Origin of the sequence: Hymenobacter qilianensis, from assembly GCF_014489555.1 — a bacterium.
Lineage (GTDB): Bacteria > Bacteroidota > Bacteroidia > Cytophagales > Hymenobacteraceae > Hymenobacter > Hymenobacter qilianensis.
Window position 1 is genome coordinate 973,511 of record NZ_CP060784.1, and the last position, 12,986, is coordinate 986,496.

9 protein-coding genes and 1 pseudogene are annotated in these 12,986 nt (G+C 55.0%); all 10 read right to left on the reverse strand.

Annotation, left to right across the window (positions count from 1 at the left end; translation table 11 throughout):
- Positions 1–305: 305 nt before the first annotated feature.
- The 10 genes and pseudogenes from H9L05_RS04525 to H9L05_RS04570 all read right to left on the reverse strand — a co-directional run bounded on the left by H9L05_RS04525 (position 306) and on the right by H9L05_RS04570 (position 12,923).
- Positions 306–986 carry a hypothetical protein gene (locus tag H9L05_RS04525; RefSeq protein WP_187733199.1) on the reverse strand — a complete coding sequence of 227 codons (681 nt, stop codon included), beginning with the start codon at positions 984–986 and terminating at the stop codon, positions 306–308.
- On the reverse strand, positions 965–2,470 hold the full coding sequence (locus H9L05_RS04530; protein ID WP_187733200.1) for a hypothetical protein: 1,506 nt from the start codon (positions 2,468–2,470) through the stop codon (positions 965–967). Before H9L05_RS04530 ends, H9L05_RS04525 begins: the two co-directional genes overlap by 22 nt.
- Before the next feature lie 41 nt (positions 2,471–2,511).
- On the reverse strand, positions 2,512–2,955 hold the full coding sequence (locus H9L05_RS04535) for a hypothetical protein (RefSeq protein WP_187733201.1): 444 nt from the start codon (positions 2,953–2,955) through the stop codon (positions 2,512–2,514).
- Positions 2,931–5,489, reverse strand: coding sequence for a hypothetical protein (locus tag H9L05_RS04540; RefSeq protein WP_187733202.1), 2,559 nt, complete (start codon positions 5,487–5,489; stop codon positions 2,931–2,933). The genes H9L05_RS04535 and H9L05_RS04540 overlap by 25 nt, the downstream gene beginning before the upstream one ends.
- Before the next feature lie 496 nt (positions 5,490–5,985).
- On the reverse strand, positions 5,986–7,176 hold the full coding sequence (locus tag H9L05_RS04545) for an exo-alpha-sialidase (RefSeq protein WP_187733203.1): 1,191 nt from the start codon (positions 7,174–7,176) through the stop codon (positions 5,986–5,988).
- 98 nt (positions 7,177–7,274) lie between these two features.
- A complete protein-coding gene (locus H9L05_RS04550; protein WP_223284730.1) occupies positions 7,275–8,906 on the reverse strand; it encodes a family 43 glycosylhydrolase in 1,632 nt (543 codons plus the stop codon).
- Positions 8,907–9,006: 100 nt separating this feature from the next.
- Positions 9,007–10,067: pseudogene (locus H9L05_RS26720) on the reverse strand (glycoside hydrolase family 43 protein).
- 63 nt (positions 10,068–10,130) lie between these two features.
- A complete protein-coding gene (locus H9L05_RS04560) occupies positions 10,131–11,267 on the reverse strand; it encodes a glycoside hydrolase family 43 protein (RefSeq protein ID WP_187733204.1) in 1,137 nt (378 codons plus the stop codon).
- 160 nt (positions 11,268–11,427) lie between these two features.
- Positions 11,428–12,588 (reverse strand): RagB/SusD family nutrient uptake outer membrane protein, encoded by a 1,161-nt coding sequence (locus tag H9L05_RS04565; protein ID WP_187733205.1) that lies wholly within the window; start codon positions 12,586–12,588, stop codon positions 11,428–11,430.
- Complete coding sequence (locus H9L05_RS04570; RefSeq protein ID WP_187733206.1) at positions 12,537–12,923, reverse strand: hypothetical protein; 387 nt, start codon at positions 12,921–12,923, stop codon at positions 12,537–12,539. Before H9L05_RS04570 ends, H9L05_RS04565 begins: the two co-directional genes overlap by 52 nt.
- Positions 12,924–12,986: the final 63 nt, after the last annotated feature.

A 12,986-nucleotide genomic window follows, 5' to 3' on the forward strand; every position in this document is an offset into this window, starting at 1 on the left:
GGAAAGGCAGCAGGTGCGGAGTTGCTCAAAGATAGAAGTTGACTCCGCCTTATACGCACACAGTAGCATTCGCTCTCATATCTTCTGTCATCCTGACGAAGGAAGGACCTTATCGCAGTTGAACAAGGTATTTCAACGTGATAAGGTCCTTCCTTCGTCAGGATGACAGAAGATATGTGTATGATGGCAACGACCGCACGTAAGATGTTTCCTTCGTCTGCATGACCGCCTCTATATAATGATCAACTCACAAAAAAGCCCCCAGAAAGTTTCTGGGGGCTTTTTTGTATAGAGGCTTTTACTTTTTAGGAGTCGCCGAAGGGGTCTTCCTCGGCAGCTTTTTTCTTCTTCTTTTTTTCTTTTTTGGGCTCTTCCACCGGCGCATCGGCGGGTGGCGCGGCTTGATCTACAGCTTCGTTCTTCTTTTTCTTTTTGCGGCTAGGCTCTTCTACCGGAGCGTCAGCGGCGGGCGTGGTGCCTTCGTCCACTACGGCGTCCTGCTTCTTCTTTTTCTTCTTTTTGCCAGTATCCCCCATGTTGTCGAATGTGCTCGTGTCGTCGTTGCCACTTACAATGGGGGCCGCTTTGCGCTTTTTGAGGTCTTCGCCCAAGTAGTCTTTGCGGAAATGGTCGAGGAAGAGCTGCACTTCCTGGTCGTCGCCGAGATAGAACCCGTACTGCGTGGCCGTGTTATAATCGCCCTTGGCTTTGAGACTGATAATCTCATCGAAGGAGCCGTGCTGGGCCTTGACCAGCACCACGTTGTTGGTGTACTTGATGTAGTACCACGTGCGGGGCTCGGCCTCTAGGTAGATTTCGACCGCGTCGCCGGTGCTCTCACGCTTGATTTCGATGTAGCCATCAATCAGCGCATTCAGGTCCTTTTTGCCTACGCTAGCCAGGCCAATTTTGCCCACCGAGTACCAGGCCTTTTTCTTCTCCGACCACTCCAGATTTACCTTGCTCAGCACCAGGGTATGCAGCAATTTAGAAGACAACTTTTGCAGGGCACATAGCTGCCTTTGCGGGCCGCGTAGCTTTGAACTGCCTTGCTACCAATAAACTCACCCAGCTTATACAGCTCATTCTGCGAGCCATCTAGCGCCTCGGGAGCCCCTTTGATGCTGCCGGCTATATCGGCGGCCATAGCCTCAATGGCTTTTTCGGGCATGTTAATGTCGAACGCCATGAAGGTGTCCAGCTCGTAGCGGTTACTGTCGGGCTTGGCTTTGCCTACGCCTGCCGCGGTCAGCGAGTAGTCTTTGTTGGAGGCAATCAGCTCCATCTTGCCCCGGAAGTTCATTACTCCTGTTGCATCATCCAGTTTCAGAACCTGACCTTCATAGATGTTAATGTCATCGGCATCATGACGGGCAATAGTAAAGTTGCGCTTTTTGGCGTCGAAGCGCATGGTGCCGTCTACCCTGAAGACGTTCAGGTCGGTTACGTCGGGCTTCACAGCCGCGAAGAGCGGGTATAATTTGGCCGTGCTACCCGACATAAACAGACCCGTAAGCATCGGTGAGCCATCTTCCGAAGTCAGATCCTGAAGCTTGATGCGCATGTCTTTGGGGTCGATGCTGTCCTGAACGGCAAACCAGCCGCTGGCCGAAGGCTGGGAGCTGAAGTCGAGGCGGGCCTGCCCATCGAAGATGAACCCTTTACGCTGGGAGTTCAGGCGCACATTGCCCCGATAAGGAACCCGCGGCGCGAGCTTGAATTTATCAGCGGCCTGAATATTGGCCACCGCCACCGTGGGCGGCGCCAAGGGGCTCATAATGTTTTCTTTTTTGCCCCCCAGTAAGCCTTTGCCGCCACCCTTGCCGACATTAGCCAAGCTCCCTTTCACCGCCACCGAATCGACGGCGAAGTTGGCAAACTTGATGGCAAAGGAGTCGGCCGTAGCGTTCTGGTAGCTGTACAGTGCATTGCCTGTGAAGGACGTACGCGACTTAATTTCTATCTGGCCCTTATACAACTCGTGGAATTTGCTCAGCGTATCCATCACGATACCAGCGTTCTGGAAGGATCGCATCTGGCCGCTGCCCAGCACATACACTTTACTGCTGTCGGGCGTGATCCAGGCGTCGGCGGCAGCAATGTAGGGCACACCACCGGCTACCAAGCGGTAGCGGCTCAGGTCGTACTGCCCCGTAGTGCCTCTGAATTTCAGCCCTTTCTGCTCTTCTTTGGTAGAGAAGAAATAAGCCTTGGTAGAGTCGGCGCCGGGGGCCACGCGCATCTGCACGAATTTCTTCTTGAAGTCCCAGCGGCCACCACTCAACGTGGTTTTAAAGTCAGAATACGGCAGGTCGATGCTGGCCTTGCTGCCTTCTTCGCGGGTGAAGTTGGCGTAGCCCTGCTTGATATCGTAATCGAAAGCTACTTCGTTGGCGGTCAGGGCGGGCTTGTTGGCTTCCGATGATTTGATGCTGAGCGTCGATTTTTTACCCTTATAGCTGGTAGGCAAGAAGGTAAACTGCTGCGAGCGAATAAATGACTGCGGCCCGTCTAACCCACCGTTGCCATAAAGCCCCCAGGAGTTAAAACGGTTGTGCCCTTGAAGCCATATTCACCGGCGTAGAACTTCATGGCCATGCCGTCGCGTGGGGTACTGATATACATGGAGTCGGCTTTCACCACCCACTTCATCTCGTAGCCCGGCAGCAGCGCTACGTTGGCGTAATTCACGCCATTGAGTGGCCCCTGCGCAATATTTCCCGACTTACCGGAGGTCACGACGGAGTCCTGATAAAAGATAAACTGCTCGCTTTGGAGCTTGCCCACGAGGTAAGTCAGTTCGCCGTTGCCCTGAATACCGCGGTTGCTCATCTGCACCTTGTTGTACAGACGACCTTTGCCCCCGTACACCGGCAGGCCTTCCTTGGGAGCATTGTAGTTGAAGCCCAGCGAACCGTCTTCCTGAAGACTCAGCTTGGTTTTGATAGGCGGCAAAATGCCCCCGACATGAACGTACCCTTGAACCCGACGGCCGAACGATTTTTGTTATTGAGCGAGTCAAGGCGGAAAGGCGGAATATCGAAGTACACGGCTGTATCGTAGGCGCCGCCCAGTACTTCGGGCTTGTTGAAGAACACGTAAGCACCGGTGGAAGCGTCGAAGGAAGGATACGCGCCCAGCCGCTTGCGGCCCGACTTGTTCTTGGGGTCGTTGATGTAGAGCTTACCCGACGAGCTTTTCTTCTTGTTGGTCAGGGCAAAGTCGGTGTCTTTGCGCGTCTTCATCACCGAGCCTTTCGAGTTTTTGCCCTTCACGATGATGGAGTCAATCTTCACCAGATCAATGAAGAAGCCGTCGTAGTCGAACTTAAACTCTTTGCCTTTGAAGATAAAGGCCGAAGCCACCACCGTACCGTTGAACAGCACACCACGGTTCTTCTGGATGCGAATCGTGCTGCTGTCGGGCTTCACATACACCGTTATTGAGTCGTCGGAGAAGTTGAAGCGGTCCACGCCGCGCACAATCAGATCGTTGCTGTTCAGGTCAAGCGTCGCGTTCTTCCCGCCCGGCGACAACGATTTAATAGCGATGTGGTCATAGTCTTTTTTACCTCGTGAGGAGCGCACATAGTGAGTGGCTTTGGGCAGCAGGGTCACCTCGTCGGTGCTGGCATTCCAGGCCACGTAGCCGTCGCGGGCGAGGCCGGATACGGCAGAGCGCACGTTGGCTTCCTTCACTTTCAAATCGGCGGCCATCTGCGCAACCGTGAAGGTTTTGGCATCGCCGTGCGTCTGGCTGTAGCCCACCACCATTTGCAGCGGGTGCAGCTTATTAATGGCCTTGATTTGCTGGTAGCGCGTATTGGTGTAAAACTCTTTCGACTCGAAGCTGGCCGTGACCTGATTTTTGGCAGTCAGCATCGAGAAGTCGATCAGCGGCGTGCGAATGGGCCAGGTAAGCAGCTCCGTCGCAATTTCCATCTGATGATAAGAGTCGTAGTAGGGCGTAGTTTTATATAAGCCATCCTCCCGATTCAGCTGCAATACCTGACCGCGCTTGCTGTACTTGAGCTTCACGCCAGGGTGCGTCAGAGAGTCGGCTTTATCCTGATAAATAGTAACGCCGGCACGGGCCGCCGTAATGATAGAGTCGCCCAGCACATAGGCCCGCGACGTGGCCGCAAACTTGGTTTTGCCATCAGCCTCCACTGTAATGCGCGACAAGCTACCGTCGAGCGATGCGCTGAGCATCTTGCTACCAGCCAAGGAAAAGCCCCCCACGTAGCGAATGTTGTCGCCGAGGTTTTTTACCCGAGCGTCATTGGTCAGAGAGATAAAGCGCGGGTAGCCCGAGTCGGTGGCGCCGGGCTTTTTCTTGACGCTTTTGTAAGAAAAAGCCCCCTCAACAGGTGCTTCAAGCACCGCCGGGTATGTCAGGGTAACGGGCTCGGCGGTGAACTCGGCTTTGGCAATATCAAAGTCGTAGCTGGTCATGTCAGCCGTGACCGGATTGTTGTTGATGGTCCAGGCCATTTGCCCGCCCTGCCCCACAAAGCTGCTTCGGCCGGGCACCACAATACCGCTGGTTTTGCGCAGCACAATGCTGTCGCCGGGAGTGGCCATCAGCAGGTCGGCGTCTTTTATAATAAGCACCGGGCCGCGGGTGGGCGGTGCCATGTACGTATCGTAGCTGCTGTTGTCAACGAAAACGGGCTCCGGAGCAGGTTCGGGCGCTTTTACAGGCGTAGCAGCTTTTGCCGGCGTTTTGGCAGCGGTTTTGGCGGGAGCTTTCGCTGGCGCTTTCTTCTTGGGCGTGCCCCAGCCATCGTCGTTGCCCCAGCCATTGTCGCTGCCCGAGTCCCAGAGGTCGGCGGTGTCCCAGCCATCATTGCTTTTCTTCTTCGCTGGCTTTGGCTTAGCAGCCGGCTTGGCGGCAGGCGTAGTAGGCAGCGGCTCCGTTTTGGCTACGGGCACGGGTGTGGGCGCCACCAGCTTGGGCCGGGGTGGAGCAGGAAGCGGGTTGTCGTTTTCGTTGTAGGCGAAGGTAAAATTGCCCCCCACTACCCGCAGATTATTGTAGCGCGAGCGATAGAGCGTTTTGGTGTTCAAAAACTGCGCGGTGTTGGTCAGAAACTTCTCGGTCGTCAGTAGATCCTCTTTCTCCACCGCTTTGGCTATTACGCCAAGCAGCTCCGTCATCTGCTGATCGGAGAGATTCTGATTGGCGCCCGCCAGCACCGCGTTGAACAAGGATTCAAAGTGTGGCCGAGGCCGGTATTTCTTTTCCAGCATCTGCTGGGAAACGGCTACAATGGTTCCCTGCTGCGTGGCCGTGAGCTTATTGCTGGCCCAAAGCTGCTGCAAGCTGGCTGCGGAGGCTTTGGCCGCCGCATTGTTGGTGCTGGCCATCATGGCCTGCACATCCAGAATATACTGAGCTGGCTCCTGCGAAAGCTTGCCCTTCGGTCGAGGCGCCGCCACAGCGCCGGCCGCAACCGGTGGCTTGGGCTTGGCTTGTTGTGCCCACACAGGCACGCTTCCCCCCATTATCAGCAAACAAAACCAACCAAAGACAATATGCTTCATACTCACGCCGTCAGGACCATAATAAGACAGCTACAATTTCGCAAAAACCACGCAGATTTTTGCAGTGAGGCCCTGAAAACCGCGTATTCGCAAGATTTGTGGCTTTTTATATAAGATAGTACCTAGTGAATACACTATAAATGAAATTATCAATTGCTATCTAATCTTATCAAAATACAAAAATTGATAGCACTAACGAATCCGTTCCTTTGCTGCTTAACATTGAAAAGCAGGAAGTACGTGGTGAAGAGGCGCACCAAAAAAGCCCCCAGACTTATCGCTGGGGGCTTTTTGCAACTTATATTTACCTTACCGAATACAGCGAAATAAGCTTTGCGCTTCACCGCCCGTTACTTCGCTAAGTCCCTCACAAAGACAAAATTAAAATATACCCAAGTATAGCCCCAACAACGCGCGACGTACAGGAAGCGCCACGTATTTACTTTGACTTTCGCGCTTTCTTGTTTGGGGAGCCTTTTTGAAAAGTAGAAGTGCTCACTGGCGCTGTGCTATAGAAGGCCCGACAGCCATTTTCGGTCATGCGGAGGGCTACTTCCAGTACCGTCAGGCCATCGGCGGAGGGCAACAGCTGGGAGCTGTAGTTGGGGCAAGGATTGTCTTTGGCATCGGGTACAGGAACGGGCGCAGGCACTTCAGTCCAGGGACCGATGCCGTTGTTCGTATTTACCATATACACTTTGCCATTGTCGGGGGCTATGGTGTTGTCGGCGTTGTTGAGCAACATCTGCCCGATAACCAGTAGCTGACCATCTTTCTTACCCGGTACCGGGGCCCAGGCCAGGGTGGGTGCGTGCTCAAAGTGGTGCCCCGCCGTCGATTCTACGCGTGTGCCCTCATGGGCTGGGTCGCCCCAGGTGACGCCGTCCGGCGAAGTGCGAATGTAGGTATCGCAGCCAGTGCCGCAAATTTCGTAGGTCATCACGAAGCTGCCGTTGGGCAGTTGCTTTACCAAAGGCATTCCGGGGCGTCTTTTGCCGTCGTTCATGCCTACGTCCAGCACTTCTTCGCCCCAGGTCAGGCCACCATCCAGCGAGACTTTGTGCGCCAGCATCTGATTGTAGCCATTGGCTTTGCGCTCTTCGCTTGAGTAGTACACCACCAATCGGCCTTGCTTGTCCACGCCAAACTCCGGCTCCCACAACCCAATAAACCCGCTGACTGGGGTTGAGAAATAGCTCCAGGTGCGGCCTTGGTCGAGGCTACGGTAAATGCGAATAGAGCACGGGCCGCGTCCACCTTTATCCGTACCTACCGAGGTTGACCAGAATAGCGTGCCCGCCGCCGTGTTGCCGAGCTGGCGCGGCACCTCATACAAGCCACTGCAACAGTTACCGGGCGGCGTGGTCTCGGTTACTTCCGCTACCGCCTGCCAAGTTTGCCCATTATCCGGGCTTTCGTAGATGTTGCCGGTTCTGCCCGAATCAAAGCTGGCCAGCAGCCGACCATTGGCCGCGCCGCTGTGCTGTAGCCGAATGACACGCGGGTAATACGTAGGCCGGTTCAGCGGCACCATGTTCTGGGCCGACGCCCACCCGCTAGCCAAGGTCAAAAGAAGCAGTATTCCCGCTAACGAGCTGCGGCTTTTGAAGCGAAAAAAGGATTGAGTCATAGCAAATAGCGCTTGGGGGGCAAATTCTGTTCACATCCACTAGCTACATGCAAGAGCTTACCCGCTAAGATTAGCAAAGTAAGCACTTGCTGCTTCTGCTATTGATTGTCCAGCGTAAACCGATCAAAAGCGACCGTAGCCGAGTTTGAGCCTTGGGCCAGGACGCCCACGCGCACACCCAAATCCCAGGGTGGCAGAAAGCTGCCATCAATGGCGTCGCCGCTGGCGGGCACGTTTTGCCAGGTCTGGCCACCATCTGGACTGTAGGCAAACCGGTATTTGGTGCCGCCCTCAGCTTGCACCCGCAACGTCAGATTCTTACCCTTGGGCATGGCTGTTTCACCTAGGTTTTCGCGCTTGCCTTTCTTCAGTTGCCACAGCCGGAGCTTGCCGCCGCCAGCTGTAAGAGCCAAGGTGTTCTCCACATTCCCGATGGTCGTGAGGCCGGCCTGTACGCCAGCGGGCAAAGTCGTGGGGTCGAATTGGGTGGTGGCGGTGTAGTTGGTGGTATAGGTCGTTTGGCCAAGCATAGCTCCCGCGGCTTCAGAGCGGGCCGTAAGCTGCAATTTGCCATCCTTCACTCCTACTTTCGGCTTAGCAGTAATAGGCCATTGCCAAGCTAAGCCGAGCGCGGTTCCGTCGAACTCGTCGGTTACGTCATATTGCTCAAGGTTCGCCGTTTGCGCGGCTGGGGTGCTGCCGCCCGTAAACTCGGGCCACCCATCTGCATTCCAGGTAAATTCACTCAGTACACCCTGGCGGCCCACATTCTGGAATCCCTCCCTATCGTAGGCATGGTGCAGAAAGTACCACCGATTGTCGTGCTGTACCACTGTACCATGGCCGGGGCATTTCCAGGTTTCGTTGGGGGCCAAAATGGGGTTTTTCTCGTATTTCTCCCACGGTCCGAGCAAGCTTTTGGCGCGGGCTACGCCCGTAGCGTACGTGCAGCCACTGCCACAGCAGCCATTGGCGGCATAAAAAGCATAGAAGTAATCATTGTGACGCACCATAGCCACGCCTTCTACCAGGTTTCCTTCCCAGGGTGCCGTATTGCGAAACAGCTCGGTTTTCTCACCAGTCAGGGCCGTGCGCTCTTCATTTAGGCGCTGGGCCCAGATGGGAGTTGGCTCCTTTACACTGTTGCCATCTTCTTTCCAGATAAGATACAGCTGGCCTTTCTCATCGCGCATCGGAAAGCCATCGATGGAGCCAGCAGGCTGTCCTACCAGGAAGCCATGGTCGCGGTAAGGGCCTTCGGGACGGTCGGCGCTGGCTACACCCACGGCCAGGTTACCGCCCTTCTTATGGGCGGAGTAGTACACGTAGGTTTTGCCATTGTCCTGATTGATTTCGGGGGCCCAAAAATAGTAGTCGGCCCAGCTGGGGGGCAATTCTGGGAACACGTGCCCGACAATCTTCCAATCGGTAAGGTTGTCGGATTTAAGCAATGGAAAGACAGGGCCCCAGTTCGACGAAGTAGCCGTGGCCCAATACGTAGAGCCCACTTTCGCTACGGAGGGGTCGGGAAAGTCGCCGGGAAGCACCGGGTTAGGAATAGGCGGAGCCGCAGGCGCTACGGGAGTTGCGGGCTCGGGTGTAACTACCGTAGTAGGGTTTTCGGCAGGTTGCGTAGTGGTAGCCGGCGGCTGACAACCAATCAGTACACTGACGCCCAGCGCTGCTAGCCAGCCAGTTTTTTGGGAGAATGAGGAGAGCAAATTATTCACGGAAGAAAGATTGGGTTGTGGAAGAAGAGCGAGTAGTAGGGAGGAGTATGTAGGGAGCAAACGCTACTAAAAAATCTGTATTCAGAGCCAAGGAAGCTTATTATTCACCACTGGGCCTTGGCAGTTTGCTGCCGGTTGGTACTGGCTGGCCAAAGTTGGGCGTGCCATCGGCATTCCAGCTGAACTTCTGCATGCGCGTGCTCCGCGCATCGCCACAGCCCTGCCCGGTCGCCACGTTGGCATGGTAAATCAGCCAGTCCTCCTTCCCGTCCGGCGACTGGAAAAAGCCATTGTGGCCGGGTCCGAAAGCGTTGCCGGTGGGGTTTTTAACAAAGACTGGCGTTGGGGTTTTGGTCCACGATTTGGGGTCCAATGGATCAGCAGTTTGAGAGGCCGATAATAGGCCCAGGGCGTAGTCGTCGGTTGAGCAATGGCTGGCTGAGTACACGATAAATGTTTTGTTGCCGTGCTTCAGCACTTCGGGCCTTCGTTCACGTCCGGTTCGCCCTTTTTTTCCCACTCGTACTCAGGGCTGGAAAGCTCGACACGCGGCCCCGTCAGCGTCCAGGGATTGCTCATCTTGGAAATGTAGAGGCGCTGCACACCATCGGCCGTTTCCCGGTGGCCTGACCACAGGAAATAGCGCTGCCCATTCTGCTCCATTACCGTCCCGTCGATGGCCCAGAAGTCCTCCGTCGGATTTGCAATTCGGCCTTTGTCAACCCAAGTGCCGGTAGTGGGGTCAGGCGAGGAGTTTTCCAATACAAACACACGGTGTCCATTGCAGCAGAATGGATCGGCGCTAAAATAGACGTACCATTTGCCGTCGAAAAAATAAATCTCCGGGGCCCAAATGTCGCGGTACGTGTTGCCTGGCGGAGGCGTCCAGATAACCTTAGCCGGCGCTTTGCTCAGCTCCGACATTTTCGCGGTTTTGCGCAACGATAAATTTCCCCCCGTGGTGCTCATGAAGTAGTAGAAGCCGTCTTTTTGGTACACCCAAGGGTCAGGGGCAGAAGCCAACAACGGGGTTGAATACGTTGTTTCGTCTACCACCAAGGGCGGTGGCGCAACGGTGGAATTCTCTGATTTTTTACACCCTCCCAGGCTTACGATCAGGGAGAGGGTGAGCAGCTTACGCAAGACGGGTTTTAGTAGCATCGACAAGAATAGAGAAAGGGGAATAGGGCAGAATACATGAAATTGGTGAGCAACACGATCCTGTTATTTAGCCGCTGGCGTAGTGCTTATAACAGGCGCAGGCACAGGGCTTGCCGAGGGCGTACCATTGGCGTCCACACGCGGCCAGCCATCCTGGTATTCCAGCCGGTCTAGGAGCATTACCCGCCCACCAGAGCCCGCCTGACCACTAGTGGCAGTTTTTTGCGTGTTTATGGCATGATAGGCAATCCAATCGTGGCCAGCGGCATCGGTAATTACGGAGTTGTGGCCCGGCGCCAGCCATTGATCATTGCGTACGAGAATAGCGCTATTGGGGCGACCAGTGGCTTCAGCCATCTTTTGGAAGGGACCAGTAGCGCTCCGCGAGCGAGCCACCAGCACGGCATAGTGGGCCTTGGGTCCGCAGCAGTTGTCGCCGGAGTAAAACAGGTAGTACCACCCATCGCGGAGCACCACCCAAGCTCCTTCTACCAGCTTCTCGTAATTGTCCGCGGTCCTAGAAGTATCAGCTTTAACTAAATCAATAACAGTACTGCCCGGCGCGAAAGTGGTACGATTGGGGGCCAATTCTCGCACTTTAATCGGACCAAACCCGGAGCCCCAGTAGAGCAAGCGCTTCCCAGTAGCGGGGTCGTCAAAACTCATGGGGTCAATGTTGACAAACCCCGGCCCACACTGCATCGGCTGACCACTATCAATGAAAGGACCAGCCGGAGACGTAGCTGTAGCCACTGCCAGACACAAACCATTAACTTCCTTACCTTTCACCGGATACTTGCGCATGTTGGGCTCGGCCGAATAATAGAGGTAGTAGCGGCCATCGTGAAAGCTTACATGCGGAGCCCAGAAGTTTTGGGTGGTATCAGCCCAGGCAGGCTTTTGGGGCAGCGCGTCGCCCAGATGCTCCCACATAACCAAGTCGCGGGAGCGGGCCACTTGTATGTTGAGCACTTTGCCCTTTCGCTCCGTTTGCGTGCCGTAGGCATAGTAGTAGCCATCAGTAGCTTTGATAACGGTTGGGTCGGGAAAGTCTTCGTTGAGAACAGGATTAGAAAACGAAGAAATGCCCCCCAGTACTGGTGCGGTAGCTACATCTGGTACCGTTGTGCTGCGCTGACATCCAACGAAGCCAATACAGAGGACGAATACCGCTAAAAAGCGACTGTACAGCAAGTGCATAAGTAGGATGTAAAGTGAGGAATGCGTCTGGGGGCTTTTTACAGGTCAGTCCTCGGCAGCAAAAAAATTCCGGGCCAGAGCAGAGGTGACTGGTAGTCACACACTGTCCCGGCCCGGAACGGAAATAACTAGCGGCTAGTCGCCCGCGGCCAGCAATAGCTTACCAACCTGGGTTTTGCTTGATGTTCTTATCAATATCGAGGTCGGTGCGGGGCAGGGGCAGCAAAGCCGACTTGCCGGGCACGAAGTTGAGGAAGTCCTGGTCGCGCGTCTTGATCTGATCAACACCGGCTTGATTATCAAGCAATCCCGAGCGAGTCAGATCGAAGAACCGGACGCCCTCTCCAGCAAGCTCGGTCGCGCGCTCATGCAGAATCTGCGTTTTCATCTGCGCCTGGCTGAAGCTGCCTGTTAGTGGCACTATCCCCGACCGGGTGCGCACCTGATTAATCAGCGGAATGGCAGCAGCAGTTTGCCCCAGGTTATTGAGCGCTTCGGCCTGCATCAGCAGAATGTCGGCATAGCGGATTACGCGAATATTGATACCTGAGTGGTAGTCCTCAAATGTCCGGGTGCGGTCATTCTGGTATTTGCGCCAGAACAACTCATTCGGGTCATTATAGCCGCGCTGCGCATAGGTCCGTCCATAAATAGGCATCGACGAGTTAAACACCGTAATGTCGCGGCGAGGATCTACACCGCCCGTCGTGGTTTTATCCGTAAACTCTTCAAACACCCAGCGCCGGGGCTGGCCATCGCTCCAGCCAATACCACGGGGGCCAAAAAACTGTGCCCGGTTGTTACCTTCCGAACCGCCGGGAGCATCTTGCGCATCTCCTTGCAAGGCATCAGAGAACTGCACCTCAAAGACAGATTCGCTATTGTTTTCGGTGCCCATCGTGAAGTTGTCCAGATAGTTATCGGCAAGCCGGTACTTGCCTGAGCTAATCACTTTCGTGAATTGAGCGGAAGCTTCAGCCCACTTGCGTTGCTGCATCAGTGTCTTACCCATCAGCGCCTGCGCGGCTCCCTTGGTAGCGCGCCCGATATCAGCGCCCGTGTAATCAGTTGGCAAACCAGCTTCGGCAATGGCTAAGTCAGCCAGCACCTGCGCGTAGTTTGATTCTATGGTTCCTTGCGGCGCACGCGAAGTAGCCGTCGAAACTTCCAGAATCATCGGCACATTGCCATACAAGGATGTCAGGTTGAAGTAGTATAAAGCACGCAGGAAGTGTGCTTCAGCCATCAGCCGCGTCTTCAGCCCGGCATCTATCGTTGTGATGGTGGGCAAGTTGGCAATGATCTGGTTGCAGCGGTACACGCCCGATAGTGGTCAGTCCACATTACCTCGGAGGGCTCGAAATTGTAATCGAGCTGCAGAAACCGGGTGAAGTTGGCGAGGTCCGTCCAGGGGCTGGCGCTATACCCTTCATCCGAGCGCAAATCCGTCGCGAACCAATACCAGCGGCTATAGGTGCCTGGCAACTGCAAGGTTCCGTAGGCCGATGTAACTGCCTTGACCGCATCGTCCTGTGTTTTCCAGAAGTCCTGCGTTGAAGGCTGATTCGGATTTACCTTTTCCAGCAGATCTTTTTCGCAGCTGCTCAGCGATAAAATGCCGGCCAGCGCTGCTACAGTAAACTTATTTATTTTCATGATTACAGGGTGGTAATAGGTTCAAGATCAGCGTCTAAGAACAAGCGCCGATCAACCGAAATA

What these genes read in the sequence shown, in the direction of transcription:
- H9L05_RS04545 (WP_187733203.1), bottom strand. Translation starts at nt 7,176, where the DNA reads ATGACTCAATCCTTTTTTCGCTTCAAAAGCCGCAGCTCGTTAGCGGGA.
- H9L05_RS04560 (WP_187733204.1), bottom strand. Translation starts at nt 11,267, where the DNA reads ATGCACTTGCTGTACAGTCGCTTTTTAGCGGTATTCGTCCTCTGTATT.
- H9L05_RS04570 (WP_187733206.1), bottom strand. Translation starts at nt 12,923, where the DNA reads ATGAAAATAAATAAGTTTACTGTAGCAGCGCTGGCCGGCATTTTATCG.